This is a genomic window from Gelidibacter sp. (genome assembly GCF_035577925.1).
In the GTDB taxonomy this organism is placed as follows: Bacteria; Bacteroidota; Bacteroidia; order Flavobacteriales; family Flavobacteriaceae; genus Gelidibacter.
Window position 1 is genome coordinate 1 of sequence record NZ_DATJCY010000315.1, and the last position, 22,066, is coordinate 22,066.

Here is a 22,066-nt window from a genome sequence, read left to right on the forward strand (position 1 = left end):
GTTCAAAAATAAACATTTATAAATTCGAAATAATATTTGGTAAAGTTTTAATAAAATTGTTATATTTGCACCCACTTTAAAAGGCCTCGTGGCGCAACTGAATAGCGCACCTGATTACGGCTCAGGAGGTTACAAGTTTGAATCTTGTCGAGGTCACTAGTGTTAATAAGGGTTTCAAGCAATTGAAGCCCTTTTTTCATATTCTATTTTCACACTTTTTTCACCGCGAATCCTATTTTTATTGCTTAAAGTTACTGAAAATAATAATCACTGATCTTTAACAATAAAAGAGCCGTCATTTCATTAATCACGGCTCTTTAAAACTAAAATAAAATTGAAATAAAATTATTGATTCAGCGCACCATTAGTCTGTATTTCTGATAAAGGTATTGGAAAATAAGAATGTGTGGCAGCGTTAAAACCAGTTCTACCGGCCGCTTGCATGGCTTGATCCAACATGCCCCATCGGCGTAAATCAAAGAAACGAACAGACTCCAAGGTCAATTCCATAGTACGTTCATGGATAATTTGTTTTTTAACATCGGCTTGTGAAGTCGCTGTAATTGGAGGCATATAGCCGTGCACTTCCCTTACTTTGTTTATCAATGGAATAGCTTGTGCTGTGGCACCGGTTTCGTTTAACGCTTCGGCATACATTAATAAAACATCAGCATAGCGCATTAATACAACGTTCAAGCCAATATATCCTTGATCTTTATCATAGTTAGGTAGCCATTTTCTGAAATAAACATGATTGTCATGCGTATCTTTATAAGTGTTCATCATCAATTTATCCCAAGTGGATCCATGCATTTGGTTGGTATTGGTATCGTTATAAAATGGATCTTTGAAAAAAAGTGATCCGTAAAGTCTATTGTCGTACAAACCGTTACTTGCAATTTTACCTTCACTTTTCATTACGTCAACAACACTCATAGTTGCTTCGATACCGCCCCATCCGCCTATAGACCAATCTCCAACAAAAGCATGGAGTCTTGTGTAGTTTGTAGAATTGGCATCTCGTTCTTTAAATTGGAGTTCAAAAATAGATTCGATATTGTTTTCGTTTTCGCCATTAAATAGGCTTAAATAATCTGGTTCTAAGTCGTAAGTACCTACAGTACCTTCAACAATAGGTTTGAAAGCAGTGACTGCATTTTGAAAATCTGAAGCTTCAGCAGATGATGGATCACCGGCTTTGTGCATGTATGCTTTTCCTAAATAAGCTAATGCAGCTGCTTTAGTAGCACGACCAACTTCGGTGTTTTCTTTCGTTTTCAACATTTCAGCAGCATTTTTGAAATCGCTGATAATGGCTTCCCAAGCTTCTGGACGCGTGGCAAGTGGTTTATCTAAAGTTTCGGCGGAAATCAAATCCATTCTTAAAACAATTTGTTCATAAAGTGTCAGCAATTTAAAGTGGTAATATGCTCTTAAAAATGTTGCTTCGCCTATGATTTGTTGCTTTTCGGCATCCGATATTTTTTCAGGGGTCATTAAGCCAACTTTGGTGATGACTTGATTGGCAAAATTCAATCCTTTATAATTTGTTTTCCAAATTACATCCAAAAATGTGTGGCCATTAGTATATGTGAAATTGAATATGGACATCCAGTGTGCATAGTTGCTGGCATCAGGTCCTGGTAATGCATAATCCGATCTAAAGTATTCTACCACAGGGCGACCTTCTTGCCAACCATCCCAAAAATCATTTCTTGATTCTAAAGTGGAATAGGCGGCTACTAAACCCGATTGTGCATCTTGGGCATTTCTCCAGAAATTTGACGAGTTCAATTCGTCAGGAGAAGTTTGAAGTAGAAACTCATCATCATTACACGATGTTGTAGTAGTTAGTATAAAAGTAACTATAACTAGTTTAAATATGTTTTTCATTGTGTTTTATTTAGTTATTGTTAAAATGCAAGTTGAACTCCAAAAATGAACGATTTGTATTTTGGATATAAGTTAAGATCAAGACCTCTTGATAAAACGCTTCCGCCAACTTCAGGATCTAAACCAGAGTATTTGGTAAATGTAAATAGGTCTTGTCCTGTTGCGTAAATTCTGAATTTATCTAATTGAAGAGTTTCTAATACATTAGCAGGTAATGAATACCCTAATTGAATGGTTTTTACTCTTAAATAATCACCTTTTTCCAAGAATCTTGTTGAAGCACGACTATTCATATTTGGATCGCCAAGTATTGCTCTTGGAACGTTGGTATTAGTATTTGACGGTGTCCAGGCATGAAGTGCATCAGATCTGTAATTTCTTCCGGTATCTAAACTCATTAATCTAAAATCGTTAGCATTATAAATTTTGTTGCCGCCAACACCTTGTAAGAAGATATTGAAATCAAAACCTTTATAATCTGCTGATAAATTTAAGCTATATTCAAATTTAGGAATTGCTGACCCTTGGTAGGTATTGTCTTCAGAATCGATTTCTCCATCTTTATTTTGATCCACAAAACGGATGTCTCCAGGTTTTGCATTGGGTTGAGCTCCATGGGCATCAATTTCAGATTGATTTTGGAAAATACCATCGGCAACAGGAATAAAATATGCACCTGGCTCGTGGCCCACTTGAGTGATATTAACAAAATGGTCAGATCCGAATAATAATCCTGTACCATAAAGACGTTGTCCCTCTTCAGCTAATTTGGTAACTTTACTATTAACAGTGGTAAAAGTTCCGAAAGCAGAATAGCCAAATGCACCATTTTTATTGGTATAGCCCAATTCAAATTCTAAACCGTTATTTTTGAATTCGCCAACATTCATTATTGAAGAATCAACACCGCTTGAACCCGATAATTGTTTAAAAATCAATAAATCAGAAGTTACGGTTTGGTAATAGTTTACTGCGCCTTTTAGTTTATTTTCTAAGGATGCAAAGTCAATCCCAAAGTTTGATGAGGTATTGGTTTCCCATTGTAAATTATCATTTTGAAGTGTTCTTGCGATACTTCCTTTATGAGAAGTATTTGGATTTCCAAATACATAACCGCCGTTACTTGCGCTACTTCCTTCCGAAATTAAGGCCACATAGTCATAGTATCCTAAGGCCCCATCATTACCTGCCTGACCCCAGCTATAACGTAATTTTAAGAAGTTAAATACATTTTGGTTTTGCATAAATTCTTCATCAGAAATTTTCCAACCCGCAGCTAAGGAAGGGAAAACACCGTATTGATTGTTTTTTCCAAATTTAGAACTACCATCTCTTCGTACACTTGCTTGAAGTAAATAACGATCGTTAAAAGCATAGTTTACTCTTCCAAATTGTGATACTAAAGCATAATTGTAGTTTGTCCCACTTGCTGAATAGGTGCCATCACCAAAAGCTCTTAAAGTTTTAAAGTTTGGATCTAAAATAAGAGCAGGTACTTTTTGTCCATCTACCATTTTATAACCTTCAGCTTGTGCATAAGTGAATTTGTAAGGTTCTGAAATACGTTCATAACCTGCCATTAAATTGATCGAATGTTTATCAATATCCAGTTGATAGCTAAGCGTGTAGTTTTGAGTTAATCTTCTGGCATTACTATTTTGTTCGGATACAAAAGCATATGCGTTTTCAGGATTATCATCAATATCTCTTACTTTAAAAGCAGGATGGAAAGAAAAATCATTGCTATCGGTATTGGATAAGGCGTAGTTGGCATTCGCAAATAATCCTTTTATGATCTCATAGTTAAAACTAACGTTTCCTGAAAAATATCTTTGTTTGTTAAAACCTTCAATCAGTGCATTTTCTCCAACCGGATTACGGTGGTCGGGTAGATCGCCACTTCTATAACCATATCCCGAAGGTTTAGTTGGATCTAAAACAGGAATTAATGGCGAAATGAAATACGTTTCCCTTAATGAAAATTTATGGCCTTCACGGTAAATTTCGCTATAGTTTAAATTACTGTTGATTTTTAATTTTCCTTTTGTCGAATTAATATTGGCATTAATCCCTTTTTTTGTAAACGAAGAACCAATTAAAAGTCCTTTTTCATCAGCATAATTTCCAGATACGCTATAGTTGATATTGTCTGATGCACCGCTAACTCTTAGATTCAATTGATTTAATTGGCCCGTTCTGTGTGTTTCATCAATCCAGTTGGTGTTTACATTAGGAGGGTTAAGAACATATTGCGGTAAAGGTTCTCCTGCATTTTCATACATTTGTTTGTGTACAGAAACATAACCGTTGGCATCTAATAGTTCCATTTTTTTACGTTGTGTATTAGAGCTTACGGAGCTTTCAATTTCAATTTTTGTTTTTCCTACTTTGCCTTTTTTTGTCGTAATGATGATCACACCGTTAGCAGCTCTGGTACCATAAATAGCACCTGATGCCGCATCCTTTAAAATTTCAATTGAAGCAATATCGTTTGCGTTTATATAATAAGGATCGGCCTGTACACCATCAATAATATAAAGCGGACTGTTACTTCCAAAACTTCCAATACCTCTAATGGTAATATCAGCAACAGATCCTGGGCTTCCTGATGAAGACGTGACCGTTACACCCGAAACTCTTCCTTGAAGGGCATCCACAGGGTTAGTAGTGACTACTTTGGTTAGATCTTCACTTTTTACCTGGCTTATTGCTCCGGTAACATCGCTTTTCTTTTGAGTACCGTAGCCAATAACTACGACTTCGTCTAAATCTTCAGCACTTTCTTGAAGCACGACATTGATTGAAGTTTTGTTGCCTACAATAATTTCTTTTGTAGAAAATCCTAAATAGCTAAATACTAAGGTCGTCCGTTCATTTGGAACTGTAATGGAATAATTGCCGTCAAAGTCTGATTGGGTTCCAACGGTAGGATTACTTTTGATGACCACAGTTGCACCCGCAACTGGCATTCCGCCATCATCAGTAATAGTGCCGTTTACCAAAATACTTTGAGCATGCGCATTGAACGTAAATGCAAAAGATACAAATCCAAAAAGTAATAAAAACAAACTTTTAAAAGAATGATTTTGAGTTTTTGATTGTTTTTTTTTCATGTGAGTAATAATGTTTATTAGTTAGACTTAAACATGATGTTAACTTTAGTTTAAGATTACCAAATATGAAATTATTTCGCATAAAACAACAACAAATCACCTTTACTTGACCTTTACATTGTATTAAATCGGGTTTTTAGCGTGGTTTTGTTAAGGATAATTTAAACTTGAGGAGATGTTTGATTATGAGGTGTTAAAGAGGTTTTGTTTAACTTTAAAAGATTGAATAATGGCTTAAGATACTTGTATTTTAAGTGTTTTGTTAAATGTTTTCCAGAAAATCCACAAGGTTGTCTTTTGATTCTAGGCCAAGTTTTTTTCTTAAGCGATGCCGCCCTATTTCAACAGAATTTAAGGAGATATTGTTGATGTTCGAAATTTCTTTGGAACTAAGTTTGAGTTTAACTTGTACTGCAAGTTGAATTTCCTTATCGGTTAAATTCGGGTATTTTTCTTTGATCTTATATAGGAAATCACTTTGTAAATTTTCGATGTTTGAATGGAATCGTTGAATGTCTTCATTAAAATCAAACTTAAAAGTATATTCTTTGATAAGTGTGTCAATGTCTTTTTTGAGCTGTTTTAAATCAATAAATTTTAGATCCTTTAACGATTTAGTAAAATCCTTATAAATGGTGGTTCGTTGCGAAATAAACAAGGCCAAATTTGTCAATTCGGTCATCCTAAAATCCAGTTTGTGCTCTAGATTTTCACGCTCCAAGGCTTGAGATTTTAGTTTTTCTTTTGAGAGCCTATGGTTTTGTAAATAAATGGCTTTCTTTTTTTTGAAATTATTCCAAAGTCCAGCAATAATTAAAATGGCGATTATGGTTAATAATAATGAGCCAATCAGTAAAGATCTTTTTTTTTGGGCCTCTAGGTTTCTTTCTTGCTCTAATAGTTTAATTTCTGATTCACGCCGTTCAGCTTCATATAATATTCTCATTTCGGCCAGCTTTTCACTTTTATTGCTCGTGAAAACTTCAGAAATGCCTTCCGTATATTTTATAAAATAATCATAGGCTTGTTTGTAATTGTGCGTTGCCACATAATAATCCGACATGATTTTGTCGTTCTCTAAAATAAGCTCGTTATTGTTGCTCAAGGTTTGGGCGAGCATTCTGGATTCTTTCAAAATTTCAAAACACTCTGAATAATTTTTAAGCTTTAAATGAACGATGGCAAGTTCATGCAGGACATAAACTTTTTTGTGCTTATAATTGATTTCATTAACGATTTCAAGAGAAGATTCCAGATGTTTTTTAGCCAGATCAAGCTCATCAATCTTACGATAACAAATGCCCATGTTTTTCATGGTTTCTGCAATTCTGTCCTTGTTGTTGGAATCTTTTATAAGTTCCAAGGATCTTTTAAAAAACGATAATGCCAAGTCGCAATTGTTTTTGCTTTCATGAATTAATCCTATGCTATTGTAGCTATAGGCAATTCGCTGATTGTCGTTAATTTTTTCGTGTATTTTCAAAACCTCGGTATGGTATTCCAATGCTTTGTCAAAATATCCGATATCATAATATAGCCAGCCTAAGGTTCTCAGGGTAAAAGCAAGATCATAATCGTTTCCTATGTCCTTTCTAATTTCTAAAGATTCCAATCCATATTGCAGTGCCTTGTCATAAATGTCATTAAACAAATAGCCTTGACACAAATTGATGAGGGCTAGCCCTTCTTGATCTTTATCCTTAAATTTTGTGGCCAGTTGTAAAGCTTCGGAGGCGTACTCTATAGTTTTATCTGGATTGATGACCCAATATATTTCGGCAATTCGATTTAACAAAGCTGGTTTTTTTGCTTTTGAAATAGTGGGCAAAACGGTCAATAAACTATCCAGCTCAAATTGTGAGTCGCTGGGGTTTTCATCCCAAATGTTAGTTTGCGATTGACTGTTGATACCGAATAGAATTAAGAGTGCTACTATACAAAGAGTATGCTTATTCATGGGTAAAATGGTTTTAGATACTGCCTGAAGCGTCTGTTATCAAAGGACTTCATGGTAACAAATATCGAAAAATATATTGATAATTTTATTTTTATAAAAAATAGAGATGTAAGGTCAAGTAAAGGTTGGTTTTTAGTTATTGTTGATATAATTTCGAAATTTGCTATTCAATAATTAAGTGATTTTTATGTTATTTACAATGTGTTTAAAAAAAGTGGTCCAAAAAGGATCTGTATTTGTTCTAAGTCTGTTTTTAGTTTTGAGTTGCAACGATGCCCAAAAAACACCAGGCATGGATGATGCCCACTACGACTTTCTTGAAATAGGAAAGAATATTTTAAATTATCACATCACGCCCAAAGATGCTAGAGATCGTGATGGACTCATGTTTTCTGATCAAGGAGCGTGGTTTGCTTTTGGGCTTAAAGACACAAATAATACTTCGTTAGGTTTTTCTGGACCTTTTTTAATGACACAGCAAAACGGGATTTGGTTGAGTAATTCTCTGATGAATGCTGTTATTAGAGTGGACGATCAATTTGAATCGCTAAAAAATGATGCTTCGACCAGTTATTCAAGTCATTTGGAAAACAGTTATTCAGGCAATTCCGTAGCAGTTCGGGAAACACTTGTTTTTAAAAATGGACATACGGCCTTAGTGCAAACCCAAATTACAAACACTGGTCAAGAAACCATTAATGTGGATATGGTTTGGGAAAATTCTCCTATTCTGATTGATGGCATTTCATTATCACTTACCGAAAATGGTGTTGAAATCAATTCTACCAAATCTGATGCCAAAGGTTATCTTACTTTTCCTGAAAACACCAATCTTTCATTAGTCGATAGTTTACAATTTTCAGCACAACAAAACTGGAGTTTAAAACCTAATGAAACTAAGGAAATGGTAGTGGCGCACACGTTCATTTTTCCTGAATATTCATGGGAAGAAGAAAGTAAGCAAATTGCCCAACACGATTTTGATGTTATTTTGAAGGATCGAAAAAATGAAAAAAATGAGCAGTTAAAAGCGCTGATCGAAAATAGAAAATCTGAATTTAGCGATGAAAAATATGCTGAGGTTTTGGCCAAAGCGCATTTAACCTTACAAAACAATTGGCGGATTCCTGCTGGAGAACTTAAGCACGAAGGATTATTTCCGAGTTATAATTACCGCGGATTTCATGGGTTTTGGGCTTGGGATTCTTGGAAGCATGCGGTAGGTTTGGCTTATTATAATATCGATTTGGCAAAAAATCAAATGCGTGCCATGTTTGATTTTCAGAGTGAGGACGGATTTATAGTAGATTGTATTTTTAGGGATACCACTATTGAAGCTCATAATTACCGCGATACCAAACCACCACTTTCTGCTTGGGCGGTTGTTAAAATCTATGAAAAGGATAAGGATGCCGATTTTGTAAAAGAGATATATCCAAAGCTTAAAAAATATCACGAATGGTGGTATGCCAAGCGCGATCACGACCAGGACGGTTTGTGCGAGTATGGCTCTACAGACGGAACAGTCATTGCTGCAAAATGGGAAAGTGGGATGGACAATGCCATCCGTTTTGACGATTCAAAGATTTTAAAAAACGCGGAAGGCGCCTATTCACTCGATCAGGAAAGTGTGGATCTGAATGCTTATTTATATGCTGAAAAACTATATTTAAGTGAGTTGGCGGCTGCTATCAATAATTTAGAAGATGAGAAATCTTATAAAGAAGAAGCAGAGTTATTGAAAAATCGCATCCAGCAACAGTTTTATGATCCTGAAGATGGTTGGTTTTACGACACCACGCTTGATGGAAAAACGTTTATCAAAGGCGAAGGAAGTGAAGGTTGGACCGCACTTTGGACCAAGGCAGCAACACAAGAACAGGCCGATGCCGTAAAGATCAGAATGATGGATCCTGAAAAATTTTATACCAAAGTTCCTTTTCAAACGATGAGTGCCGATCATGAAAAATTCAATCCATTAAAAGGATATTGGCGTGGCCCAAATTGGTTGGATCAGTCTTACTTTGGAGTGGAAGGCTTACGTAATTATGGGTTTAATACAGAAGCTGATGCGGCAACGCACCAAATTATTGCAGGTGCCGAAGGTGTTTTAGGCAAAGGATTGGCCATACGTGAAAATTATCATCCAATTACCGGACAAGGTTTAAATGCCCAAAGCTTTAGCTGGAGTGCAGCACATCTTATTATGTTATTACAAAACAATTAAATGAATTATAACAATCTAAAAATTTCAACAACCCAAGCCGAAGCCATACTTCTGGAACTTTACCATTTGAAAGGTAGTGCGGCTAAACTTCCTGGTGAATTGGATTTTAATTTTAGAATTAAAATTGATCAAAAATCTGCTTATATTCTTAAAATTTCACGCCCAGATGAAGATCAAGATTATCTCGATTTTCAGCAAAAACTGTTACAATTTGTTGAAATAAACGGAGCGGGACTTTTAGCCCCAAAAGTGATTCTTGATCGTAATGGAAACAGTATTTCTAAAATTACCGATAGTTTTGGACAGCAACGGCACGTACGTTTACTGAGTTGGGTTTCGGGTCGGGTTTGGAGTGGCGTAAACCCGCAGTTAAACGATCTGCGCTATAGTTTAGGCGAGCAATGCGGACTGTTGACACAAGCTTTACAAGGGTTTGATCATCCACTAGCACATCGTGCATTTGAGTGGGATGTTGCGCAATCACTTTGGACAAAAGCCCACGTTTCGATATTTGACGAGGATCAAAAAGAGATAATAGAATATTTCCAAAATCAGTTTGAAAAATCACAGGATAGCTATTCGGTATTGCGAAAAGCCGTGGTTCATAATGATGGCAATGATAATAATGTGATTGTGACCAGTGATCTGGTCCATCCAAAAGTTCAAGCGATTATCGATTATGGAGATGCAGTTTATACGCAGGTTATCAATGATCTGGCAGTTGCTTGTGCTTATGCAATTATGGACCATAATGATCCTTTGGAAGCAGCGTTGCCTATTGTTAAAGGTTATCATTCCAAATTTGAATTGCACGAAGAAGAGTTGGCACATTTGTATAATGCTATTGCCATGCGATTGGTTATTTCTGTTACCAAATCGGCTTTAAATAAAATTAAGGAACCTGATAATGTGTATCTGCTGATTAGCGAAAAGCCTGCATGGGAAGTTCTTCATAAATGGCGACAAGTCTCATCAGATTTTGCACATTATAGTTTTAGAAATGCCTGTGGTTTTGAAGCGCATCCAAATTCGAGGTTATTTAGCGATTGGATGAAAAATCAAAAATTTGGCCTTGGAGATCTTTTTCCAACAGTTAAAAAGCATGAGGTGCATCATCTCGATTTAAGTGTGTCGAGTAAATGGATTGGACATCAAAAGGAATTTAACGATTTAGATATATTTCAGTTTAAAATTGATCAACTTCAAAAGAAAAATTCTGACAAAATTCTCGCTGGTGGTTATTTAGAGCCTCGTGCTTTATATGTGTCGGATGCTTATGACAAAATAGGGAATTCAGGTAAGGAAAGAAGAACCATTCATTTGGGAATAGATTTCTGGCTACCTCAAGAAACATCTGTTTGTAGTATGTTGGATGGCGAAGTGGTTGTTGCTGTTAATAACGCTGGATCCAAAACCTACGGTGGACTGGTTATTTTAAAACATCAGGTTGATGGGTTGGAGTTTTATACACTTTATGGGCATTTATCGGTTGAAAGTGCAGCAAAGTATAAAGTTGGCGATTGTTTAAAACGCGGTGAAGAAATTGGCCAATTGGGCACTCCTGATGAAAATGGTAATTGGGCACCGCACCTTCACTTTCAGGTGATGCTTTCGCTTTTAGATTTCAAAGATGATTTTCCGGGAGTGGCTTATTTTAATCAAATAGACGTTTGGAAAAGTATTTGTCCAGATCCTAATTTGTTGTTTAAATCGGCATCACTTCAGCATATTTCTGAAATTTCAAATGCACAATTAATCAGTTATCGCAAGCAACATTTAGGTAAAAGTTTGAGCCTTCAATATGAAATACCTATAAAAATGGTCCGTGGAGCTGGTCAGTATTTAATGGATCAATACGGCACCATGTATTTAGATACGGTAAATAATGTGGCACATGTGGGTCATGAAAATTATGATGTTGTAAAAGCGGGCCAGGAACAAATGGCGCTAATTAATACCAATTCGCGCTACCTGCACGATAATATAAATGATTTGGCCAAAGAGCTTCTTGAAACTTTACCACCAGAATTGAGCGTTTTGCATTTTGTCAATTCGGGAAGTGAAGCTAATGAGTTGGCTATTAGAATGGTTAAAGCAGCAACGGGTCAAAAAGACATTATTGCGAGCGAAGTTGGCTATCACGGCAACAGCAATATGTGTATTGACATCAGTTCATATAAGTTTGATGGCAAAGGTGGAACCGGTGCTCCTGAGCATACCCATATTTTTCCATTGCCAGATGCATTTAGAGGTAAATATACAGGCAATAATTGTGCGGATCAATATGCCGAAGAAGTTCAAAGACAAATAGATAATATTCACGATAAAGGCCGTGGCGTTGGTGCTTTTATTATTGAGCCGATTATTAGTTGTGGTGGTCAAATAGAATTGCCTGACGGATTTTTATCAAAAGCTTATGCGTTTGTCAGAGCTGCCGGTGGACTTTGTATTTCTGATGAAGTTCAAACAGGTTGTGGCCGAATGGGAAAAACATTTTGGGGTTTTCAACTACATGATGTGATCCCCGATATTGTAACTATTGGTAAGCCATTAGGTAATGGACATCCGCTGGCGGCCGTAGCGTGTACTCTAGAAGTGGCGGAAAAGTTTGCCAATGGGATGGAGTATTTTAACACCTTTGGCGGAAATCCAGTGTCATGCGCAATTGGAACCGAAGTTATTCGGATTGTAAAACGTGAAAAACTACAACAAAATGCCTTGATAGTAGGCAATTTCTTAAAAGATGAGCTTAAGACATTGGCTAAAGATTTTCCGATTATTGGCGATGTACGTGGTCAGGGATTATTTCTTGGTATCGAACTCGTTGATGCCAACAAAAAACCTTTAGCGGCACAAACAGATTATTTGGCGAATAGAATGAAAAACCATGGTATTTTAATGAGTACAGATGGACCTGATCATAACGTGTTGAAAATTAAGCCGCCAATTGTTTTCACAAAGGAAAATGCAGAAGAAATGCTCTTCTACTTAAGAAAAATATTTACAGAAGATTTTATGCAACTATAAAACGACGTTCATGACTTAATTGTCTTAAAATCATTGAATATATATGTGGTTTTGGATTTTTAAAGGTCATGTTTCATTAAAATAAATTTAATAAACACTATGAGATTAAGAGTATTAGGTAGTATTGCTTTGTTGTTCGCAATGGGTTGTAAGACCCCGCCGCTTATAGAAGTGCCGGAACAAACGTATCATTTTAACCACGAAATCGTTGAAGATTTTAAACTCGCACCACGTGCCACTTATTTTGGTTTTGAAAATACAGATCTTAAAGAAAAAGAACAGTCCAAACGTTTTATGAGCTTAAATGGGCCTTGGAAATTTCATTGGGTCAAGGATCCTAAAACACGACCTACAACCTTTCAAAATATACATTTTGATGATTCTGATTGGACTACAATCCCAGTGCCTGCCAACTGGGAAGTAGAAGGCTATGACCATCCTATTTATTTGGATGAGCGTTATCCGTTTACTACCACTTGGCCAGATGCGCCAACCGATTATAATCCTGTAGGAACCTATAGAAAGGAGATTGTTTTAAATAAAGAATTTCTTTCCGAAGATGTCATTTTGCATTTTGCAGGTGCTAAATCGGCAATGTATGTGTATTTAAATGGTGATTATGTAGGCTATTCACAAGGCAGTAAAACGCCGGCAGAATTTAATATTACCAAATATTTAAAAGAAGGCAAAAATATTTTGGCGCTGCAAATGTTCCGTTGGAGTGATGCCAGTTATCTTGAAAGCCAAGATTTTTTAAGAATGAGCGGTATTGAACGCGAAGTTTATTTGTACACGCAGCCAAAAGTAACTGTTGCTGACTATTATGCCTATACCAATTTGGATGAGAACTATCAGAATGGGATTTTTAAAAATACCGTTTCCATAGTTAATCATTCGGATGAAGCTGCTATACGTAAAGTCTCGGTTGAGGTTTTTGATGGTGAAATGTCAACATATAAAAATTCAGAAACACTAAATATTTTAGCAAAAGATAGCATTCAATGGGTATCCGAAAATATTTTTGAGAACATCAAACATTGGTCGGCAGAAGCACCAAATCTTTATACGTTAAAAATTACTTTAGAAGATGAAGGCAATGCAAAAAACAATCAGTACATCACCAGAAAGATTGGTTTTAAAAGTGTTGAAATCAAGAACGCCCAAGTTTTAATTAACGGAAAACCTATTTACATCCGTGGGGTGAACAGGCATGAAACCGATCCGCACAAAGGTCATGTCGTATCGCGCGAATCGATGGAATTGGATATCAAGCTCATGAAACAAAACAATATTAATGCCGTTCGTTCTTCGCATTATCCTAACGATCCGTATTGGTATGAGTTGTGCGATACATATGGATTGTATGTTGTGGACGAGGCTAATATTGAAAGCCATCCTTTGGCCATAAACAAAGACACGCAATTGGGGAATGAGATGAGCTGGTTGCACGCGCACGAAGTGCGTACGCAACGCATGTATTATCGAGATAGAAACCATCCGTCAATTTATTCATGGTCTTTAGGAAATGAAGCCGGGCGTGGCGAAATTTTCAGAACCACTTACAAATGGTTAAAAGCACAGGATGATAACCGCATTGTGCAATATGAACCAGCCAGAAAAGAAGATTATACCGATGTGTATTGCCCAATGTATCCGAAACCGGAATATTTGATCAATCATGGAAAATCCGATTCTGATAAACCGTCCATTATGATCGAATACGCGCATGCCATGGGGAATTCTGTTGGAAACCTTCAGGATTATTGGGATATTATTGAAACGTATCCAAATCTTCAGGGCGGTTATATATGGGATTGGGTGGACCAAGCGTTAGAGTATAAATATGAAAATGGTGACACGTATTTAGCTTACGGTCATGACTATCATCCAGACTTGCCAACCGATGGCAATTTTTTGAACAACGGATTGGTCGATCCGTATCGTGTGCCGCATCCGCATTTAACCGAAGTGAAGAAAGTATATGAACCGGTTCAGTTTTATTATGTAGGTAATGGCGTTATTGAGATTATCAACAAGAATTTCTTTGTCGATTTTTCTGACAAAACCATTTCATGGAAAGTTTTAAAAGATGGTGAAACCGCTTTTCAAGATCAGGATATTGTTGTAAATGTGGATCCGCAAGAAGCTAAAAAAATAAAATTGGAAAATTTTCCAACCGATTTCTCCAATGATAATGAATACATCCTTCAAGTAAGCTTGATTCAAAATGAAGATAAAAACTTAGTTCCAAAAGGTCATGAAGTGGGCTGGGATGAGTTTGTAATTCAAAAAGGAAAGTTTAAAAAAACCTCAGCTTTAGATGGTGAAAATCTTGAGATTAATGAAGTTGATGGTTCTTTTGCCGTAAAAAACAACGCCATCGATTTTAAGATTAATGCTGTGTCTGGCGAAATCCAATCATGGCATCATGATGGACAGCTTATTACCAATGAGGCCATCCGTCCTAATTTTTGGCGTGCGCCAACGGATAATGATTTAGGGAATAACATGTTTAAATGGGCCAAAATTTGGCAAGATGCCACTTACGGTTATGTTGCCAAATTGGTCGAAGCGCCTAAAAAGATAAACAATGCCGTGACGTTTAAAGTTGCATACCATTTGCCAAACAATGAAGCCGATGTTGCAATTATATACACTTTAAAAGCTGATGGAAGTTTGGGTGTTGATTATAGTTTTAAGCCTAATCAAACAGATTTGCCAAATATTCCAAGATTAGGAATGTATGTGACCCTGCCAAATGATTTTACTGAGATTGCATGGTATGGAAAAGGTGAAACTGAAAGTTATTGGGATCGTAAAACAGGTGTTAAAACCGCGGTGTATTCGGGGAAAGTTGCTGATCAGTTTGAGCGCTATTTACGACCACAGGAAACTGGAAATAAAACCGATATCCGATGGGTGAAGTTATCGTCCGATGCGCTTCATTTGCAAGCTTCAAGTGACGTGTTGTTAAATACCAGCGTTTGGCCATTTGCCATGCCGGAAATTGATTTTAAAAGTGATGATGCCACCGCGTCAGCTTCAGGATTAGTACCTGTTACATCAAAACATGGTGCAGATATTAAAATTGCTGATATCGTAACCTGGAATATCGATTATCTGCAAATGGGCGTAGGAGGAGATACGTCATGGGGAAGGCTTGTACATCCTGAATACACCATTCCAGGAAATAAACCTTATAAATATTCGTTTGAGATAAAGCCTTTCAAATAAATTCCCTGATTTTTTAAGAAACAAAAAACCACGCTCTTCATGTAAGTCACGTGGTTTTTTTATTTTTATAAAGACCTTGTTTTTGCGTTAAACAAGTTTTTTGATACTCATGATATAGCCAAAATGCATGCCTTCGTGATAGTTGTTGAAAGTGATGGCATCTTCTATGGAATGGATTTTAAACCCAGATTTGAGTTCGCGTTTTTGGTAGGATTTGAATACTTTATTGTGATAATCACTTTTTGTTTGATCGATAAGCGAAATCAAAAGCTCTTTGATGTTTTCAATTTCATCTTTTTCAACATAGCCGTTCACAAAAGTTCCAGGTTTATAACGATCGATCATGCTATCGGGAATATTGGCTTTTAAGCCCGATCCGAGATAAACTAAGCTTTGTTGTACAACAATAATGTGAGCAATATTCCAGATTAGATTATTGTTAAATCCGACAGGAATTTTATTCAATTGTTCTGTTGAATAGGTGTCTAAAAAGGTTTTGAGGTGTTTTCTGTTGGTTTCCCAAATATTAAACTCTGCTTCCATAATACTATTGGATTATACGATTTTTGATTACAATTGGCATTTTTTGGTCAAGCTGTTTTTAAAAAATTTAAAGGGGTCTAATCATCAACTTGTCAAGTGGTATAAAAAGGTTATTAATTTAATAAAAATGGCTTTACTTATAAAATTTATTTTATAAAGTGCTTTCCTTTTAGATGGCAAAAATCATTTTGGGTTACAAAAGTTGATTGATAAAATTATCAGTTTTTAGCAAAGTCTGCTTAATCGAATTTAAATTTTAATCCCAGCATAAGATTTCCTTTTGGCATTGGCACCAAATTGGTTTCGGTATATTCTGCGTTAAAAATATTGTTCGCGGCCAATGCAATTTCAAAATCTGCTCTGTTGTAATTCACAGAAACATCAAAAACGCCGTAGTCATCACCAGCGGTTCTTACGGCATATTTATAAACTACGGTTTGTGAGAAATTTTTGATAAATTGAGATCTGTAATTCAGCACGAATTGATGTTTTAGAGAGTTTATGGCATATTGTGAATACGGAAGATCTAATTTTTTTATTTTATCTTCTATAAAAGTGTAGCCTAAGTTGATGTTTTGATCATAGCCTAAAGTCGAAAATGCGTATGAAACTGAGGTCTCAACACCTTTGGTGTTCAATTTTCTGATGTTGGTGGCTTTAAAGCGTTCCTCTTCGCTGTTTTTTATGAAATCGATCAGGTTTTTGGAATCTCTGTTAAATAGACTTAAAGACATATTAAACTTCGATTTGGTGAATTTTAATCCAAATTCTTCAGCAATGGCTTCTTCTGGTTTTAAATCCTCATTTCCTAAAGTCGTCGGGTCGCTATAGTACAAATCGGTATAGGTTGGAATGCGATACGTATATCCCATATTGGCGTACGCTCTAAAATGATCTGTGATTTGAACTCCGGCATTAATTCCCGGAAAAAAATGAAATTTAAAATCGGAATAGTAAGACATGGCAATTCCAGGCGTTACATCAACACGTTCTTTAAATAGTTTAAAGCGTTGTTCTAAAAATAGCGTTGTGACGGTACGAGAGTGATTGCCTAAATTATTGCTCGATAAAAATACCTTGTCAAAATTGATTCCGAAACCTGTAATTCCGATTTCCGATTGGTAAGATCCATTGATCTGTGCACCAATTTTATTGGAAATATGTAGGTTTCTATAGCCGCTCGGATTTTGTCGATCAAATAAATACAAATCTTGATTACGTCTCCAGTATACCTGTGGCGTGATCGTCCAACTGTCTTTTGTCAATCTTGTGGTAACGCCTAAAAGGCTGGTTTGTGTTTCTTCGTATTGATCTATGGCAGATGGTGTGGCGTAAAATCCGTTGGCGCCAAACTTTCTGTCCGCAAATGAGGCTAGAAGTTCGATAGGTTTTTTTTGCGTATTGAACTGACTTTTAATAAAGTAGTTCTGACTGTCATAATCGGTGTTGTAGCGATAGCCTTCGGATACATTTCTTGAGTAATGAACCAAATGTTCAGAGTTTTCAAAATTGCTGTTTGCGGTTACCGAAGCGCCTAACTGTTCATAAGAACCTCCTGAAACACCAATTGATAAATGGTTTGGACTGCTCTTTTTAGTGATAATATTAATCGCACCTGTAAAAGCGTTTTGGCCATAAACTCTTGCTGCCGGGCCTTTGATGATTTCGATGCGCTCAATGGTTTCAAATGGCAGGGTAGCATTTAGAATATGATGTCCGGTTTGTGAATCGTCCATTTTTATGCCGTCAATCAGCACAAGTGTTTGGTCAAATCCGCCACCGCGAATGTAAAGATCGGCTTGCATACCTTTTGTGCCACGTTGTCTAATATCTAATCCTGCCACTTGTTGTAAAAGTTCGGCCACAGAAGTAGCCGGATTTAACTTGATGTCTTCGGCAGTGATGATCATTATGGATTGCGAATTTTTTGAAAACGGTGTTTCAATTCGTTGTGCAGATATAACAACTTCTTCAAGTTTTTCAGGGAGATCTTTTTTTTCTTGAGCAGTGCTGTTAATCGAAATTAAAACTAATAATAGTAAGAATCTAGAGGTCATTATTTGGGTTTTTAAGCCGCAAAGTTACTTAAACCTCGAGTGTAAATTGTAATTAATGGTGTGGATTATCGGCAAGCTGTTATAGTCTTGCTTAAGACAATTCGATATCAATTATTTATAGAAATTGATAATGGTGGTAATTAGATCTGAGTTGTTTTTTATGCTACCTTAAACTTTTAAAGGGTTTCGGTTTTTACAGTTTTTATAAATGGTGTCAAAAAAGCCGCTAGATTCTAATGACAAGATTGTGTTTTTTAGCTTTTGAACGTAAAAATGCATACGCTCTTTTCATTTGTGTTTTTACTGTATTAATGGAGATGCCGTTTGATTCGGCTATTTCTGCATAACTTTGACCGTCAATAACCGAGGATATAAAAATTTCTTTTCTGCTTTTTGGTAGTTGATTCAGTAGTTCCCATAATTTATCATAATTCTTTGATCTATCTAGGGTATGGTCAGATTCCTCGTCAGGTTGGTTTAATGTTATTTTGTCTAGTGACTGTTCTTTATTTGCTTTTTTGACTGCCGCTAAGCTTAAGTTTTTAATCGCTCGTACGGCATAAGCCTGGAAGGAAACTTTTAAAGTGATAGTGTCTTTTTTTTGCCAATAGGAAACAAAAAAATCATGTACAATATCTTTCGATGCATCTTTATCTTTTAATATCGAAAATGAAACTAGGCACAAAAACGTATAGTGTTCCTTGAATAGGCTTTCTATTTCTTTAAGGGTGACTGTCGACTTTGCTTTCATAAAATAATGGTAAACCGAGAGTTAAAAAAATATTAATTGTTGGGGCATTGATATTGTTTTAAGTAGCAAACTTTAAATTTTTAGGCAAAAGGTCTGTCTATGGACGGACTGGGTTGAGAAAACCATTTTGGACCATTGGTGGTCATGTAGACGCAATCTTCTAAACGTACTCCAAATTCACCAACGATGGATATATTGGGCTCAATACTGAAACACATTCCTGGCGCTAATATCAGATCGTTTCCTTTGACTGCATTTCCCCATTCGTGGCCATCCATGCCAATACCATGACCTGTTCTATGTGGCAGGCCAGGAAGTTTGTAGTCTGGTCCAAAACCAGCATCAGTTAATATTTTTCGAGCAGCAGCATCCACATTTTTTAATGGAGCACCTAATTGCGCAGCTTTAAAACCTGCTGCTTGGGCTCTTTTTTCTAAATTCCAAATTTCAATTTGACGTGGTGTAGGTTTTGTACCAAAAACAATCGTTCGGCTAATATCCGATTGGTAGCCTTCAACGGTGCATCCACAATCGACCAATACAATATCACCTTTTTTTAATATTTGAGGCTGCGAACTTCCATGAGGAAATGCGGAAGCTTCGGCAAAATTGCAAAGTGCAAATTGATGACGTCCACCTAGTTTTTGATGCGCCGCTGCAACTGCTTTTGAAAAATCGGATGGAGAGGATCCTTCTTTCAGGTTTTCAAATCCGATGGCTATGGCTTTTAAAGTAATGTCGGTTGCTTTTTGCATTAATGCAATTTCTGCTTCCGATTTGATCAATCGGCACGGAATGGTAATAGGATCGCCACTAACAAAATTTAGCTCCGGTGCTTCTTTTTTGATACCATTAAAAATAAAGAAACGCATACGTTCCTCTATGGCTATGTTGCCAGATGAAACTCCAGCGTCATTAATGGCTAAAACAGCTTGTTTATATGGACTTTCATCTTCTTCCCAAGTGAATATTTGGTGGCCTATGGTGATTTGTTGCTTAAGGCGATTTTCCTCAAAATTAGGGCAGATGTAACGAACATCACCCTTAGAAGGGATAATTGCAATCATTGGCCGTTCACTCGATCCCCATGAAATTCCTGTGAAATATCTCATAGAAGTTCCAGAATCTAATAATAAACAGTCAATGCTTTCTTGCTGCATTAATTGTTGTGCTTTCTGAATTCTTTTTTTTCTTTCTTCCAGTGTTATGGGGATGATATTATCCATGGTTGAAGAGAATTCGTCATCATGGTTTTGGTTTTCAAATATGGTTTTTTTGGATGCATATGGGCTAAAACCCATAAACATTGCAGAACTGGCTACAATTGTTGAAATATTGATAAAGCTCCTTCGATTCATTGTGGGGATTGGTAAAATTTTAACATTTATACGATCTAAAAGTAATAAAATTAACTTCTAAAAAAAAAGAATTAAAAATCAAAAGGAAAAAATCTGTCACCCTTTTTTGATCTTTTTGTAACTAATTAATGAGTCTGTTAATTATTTTATTGAAAAATGCAAGATCGTATATCATATAATTAGTGATTTGTGTTTTTTGATACGCTAAATATAATTAATAATTTATTAACAAACATTAAAACTACTAATTATGAGAAATCAACTTTTAATTGCACTATTGTTTATGCCTTTTCTTGTAGCGGCACAAATGATAGGTGGGCCAGACAGGAAGCCTGGTGAAGGTGAAGGACCTTTTGATCGACTAATAATTCGAGGTGTTACCTTAATTGATGGAACGGGCGGACCTCCTGCCGGACCTGTTGATATTGTTATTGAAAAGAATAAAATTGTGGATGTCATTACTGTTGGAGCTCCCAAAGTCCCAATCAATGAAGCTAGACGTCCTAAACTGGGGTCAGGAAATACTAAGGAAATTAATGCTCATGGTAAATTTGTAATGCCAGGTATTGTTGATTTGCACGTACATACTGGTGGTGTTCCTAAAGCTCCCGAGGCAGAATATACATACAAACTTTGGCTTGCGCATGGTATAACAACAGTGAGAGGTGTTCCTACAGGTGAATTGGAGTGGTCTTTAAATGAACGTTCCAGAAGTGCAAAGAATCAGATTGTAGCCCCGCGTATTGTTTTGTTTCATCGTCCGGGAAGCGGTAAGGAATGGGAAAATCGCAAGATTATAACGCCTGCGGATGCTAAAGAATGGGTTCAGTATGCCAAGAAAAAAGGTGTGGATGGATTGAAATTGGGGTCATATCGTCCTGAAGTTATGAAGGCTCTTCTTGATGAGGCCAATAGTTTGGGTATGGGAAGTACTGCGCATTTGGGACAAGGTGGTGTTGCACAAATGAATGCGTTGGATGCTGCAAGGTTAGGTCTTACAAGTATGACCCACTTTTATGGTCTTTTTGAGTCTATGTATGAGAATAATGATGTTCAGCCTTGGCCAATAGATATTAATTATGGCGATGAGCAACATCGTTTTGGTCAGGTGGCACGGCAATGGAATTTGGTAAAACCAGGTGGTGAAAAATGGAACGCCCTTCTTGACGAGTTTTTAGCTATGGATTTTTATATAAATCCTACGATGACCATTTATTCAGCAGGACGGGATGTCATGGCGGCGCGAAATGCAGATTGGCACGCTAAATATACCTTGCCTTCACAAATGGATTTTTTTGAACCAAGTCGTATAAATCATGGGGCTTATTGGTTTGATTGGACCACAGAAGATGAAGTAGCTTGGAGAAAATATTATCAGGTTTGGATGCAATTCTTAAATGAATATAAAAATAAAGGAGGAAAGGTGACCGTAGGTTCAGATTCAGGATTCATTTATCAGTTATATGGTTTTGGAACCATATTGGAACTTGAAATGTTGCAAGAAGCAGGTTTTCATCCACTTGAAGTTATTAGGGCTGCAACCATGTACGGTGCTGAAGAGGTCTTTAAGCCTTTGAAAAAGGAAATCGAATTTGGTGTCATCAGACCTGGCTTGTTGGCCGATATCGTTATACTCGATGAAAATCCGCTTCAGAACATGAAAGTTCTATATGGTACCGGAGCTGTAAGACTTAATGATGACACAGGAAAACCGGAAAGAGTGGGTGGTGTGGTACATACTATAAAAGACGGGATTGTCTATGATGCCAAGCAGCTTTTAAAAGATGTAGAACTAATGGTCTTGAAGCAAAAAGAAGAAAGAGCAAAGCAATAAATTTTACAACATTATTGGGGGTGCTTTTCGTTTTTTGAAGCAATATCGATTGCCACAACTTTATTGACAGCT

At 36.5% G+C, this 22,066-nt stretch carries 11 protein-coding genes and 1 tRNA gene; 5 read left to right on the forward strand and 7 right to left on the reverse strand.

The genetic code is table 11. The annotated features are described in order from the left end of the window. Window positions 1-82 precede the first annotated feature (82 nt). Window positions 83-156 (forward strand) — tRNA-Arg (locus tag VNJ50_RS12290). Between the two features lie 189 nt (window positions 157-345). Here the strand turns inward: VNJ50_RS12290 and VNJ50_RS12295 are convergent. The 3 genes from VNJ50_RS12295 to VNJ50_RS12305 form a co-directional block, all read right to left on the reverse strand. After that, window positions 346-1,893 (reverse strand): RagB/SusD family nutrient uptake outer membrane protein, encoded by a 1,548-nt coding sequence (locus VNJ50_RS12295; RefSeq protein ID WP_325582334.1) that lies wholly within the window; start codon window positions 1,891-1,893, stop codon window positions 346-348. A 20-nt stretch (window positions 1,894-1,913) separates the two neighbouring features. After that, window positions 1,914-5,006 carry a TonB-dependent receptor gene (locus VNJ50_RS12300; protein WP_325582336.1) on the reverse strand — a complete coding sequence of 1,031 codons (3,093 nt, stop codon included), beginning with the start codon at window positions 5,004-5,006 and terminating at the stop codon, window positions 1,914-1,916. 262 nt (window positions 5,007-5,268) lie between these two features. Continuing rightward, on the reverse strand, window positions 5,269-6,963 hold the full coding sequence (locus VNJ50_RS12305; protein ID WP_325582338.1) for a tetratricopeptide repeat protein: 1,695 nt from the start codon (window positions 6,961-6,963) through the stop codon (window positions 5,269-5,271). Window positions 6,964-7,177: 214 nt separating this feature from the next. Here VNJ50_RS12305 and VNJ50_RS12310 point away from each other — a divergent pair, with 214 nt between their 5' ends. The 3 genes from VNJ50_RS12310 to VNJ50_RS12320 all read left to right on the forward strand — a co-directional run bounded on the left by VNJ50_RS12310 (window position 7,178) and on the right by VNJ50_RS12320 (window position 15,451). Further along, window positions 7,178-9,190 (forward strand): MGH1-like glycoside hydrolase domain-containing protein, encoded by a 2,013-nt coding sequence (locus VNJ50_RS12310; protein WP_325582340.1) that lies wholly within the window; start codon window positions 7,178-7,180, stop codon window positions 9,188-9,190. Continuing rightward, on the forward strand, window positions 9,191-12,217 hold the full coding sequence (locus VNJ50_RS12315) for an aminotransferase class III-fold pyridoxal phosphate-dependent enzyme (protein WP_325582342.1): 3,027 nt from the start codon (window positions 9,191-9,193) through the stop codon (window positions 12,215-12,217). It begins immediately after the preceding gene. 99 nt (window positions 12,218-12,316) lie between these two features. Further along, window positions 12,317-15,451 (forward strand): glycoside hydrolase family 2 TIM barrel-domain containing protein, encoded by a 3,135-nt coding sequence (locus VNJ50_RS12320; RefSeq protein WP_325582344.1) that lies wholly within the window; start codon window positions 12,317-12,319, stop codon window positions 15,449-15,451. A gap of 87 nt (window positions 15,452-15,538) precedes the next feature. Here the strand turns inward: VNJ50_RS12320 and VNJ50_RS12325 are convergent, their stop codons facing one another. From VNJ50_RS12325 to VNJ50_RS12340, 4 genes are all read right to left on the reverse strand, one after another. After that, window positions 15,539-15,994 carry a DinB family protein gene (locus VNJ50_RS12325; protein ID WP_325582346.1) on the reverse strand — a complete coding sequence of 152 codons (456 nt, stop codon included), beginning with the start codon at window positions 15,992-15,994 and terminating at the stop codon, window positions 15,539-15,541. A gap of 239 nt (window positions 15,995-16,233) precedes the next feature. After that, entirely contained in the window at window positions 16,234-18,051 is a 1,818-nt protein-coding gene (locus VNJ50_RS12330) for a TonB-dependent receptor (RefSeq protein ID WP_325582348.1), read from the reverse strand. Between the two features lie 226 nt (window positions 18,052-18,277). Further along, on the reverse strand, window positions 18,278-18,802 hold the full coding sequence (locus VNJ50_RS12335) for an RNA polymerase sigma factor (protein ID WP_325582350.1): 525 nt from the start codon (window positions 18,800-18,802) through the stop codon (window positions 18,278-18,280). Window positions 18,803-18,882: 80 nt separating this feature from the next. Beyond that, window positions 18,883-20,160 carry a Xaa-Pro peptidase family protein gene (locus VNJ50_RS12340; RefSeq protein WP_325582352.1) on the reverse strand — a complete coding sequence of 426 codons (1,278 nt, stop codon included), beginning with the start codon at window positions 20,158-20,160 and terminating at the stop codon, window positions 18,883-18,885. A 250-nt stretch (window positions 20,161-20,410) separates the two neighbouring features. On the opposite strand from VNJ50_RS12340, the gene VNJ50_RS12345 reads away from it, so the two are divergent. Continuing rightward, a complete protein-coding gene (locus VNJ50_RS12345) occupies window positions 20,411-21,994 on the forward strand; it encodes an amidohydrolase family protein (RefSeq protein ID WP_325582354.1) in 1,584 nt (527 codons plus the stop codon). The last annotated feature ends 72 nt before the right edge of the window (window positions 21,995-22,066 follow it).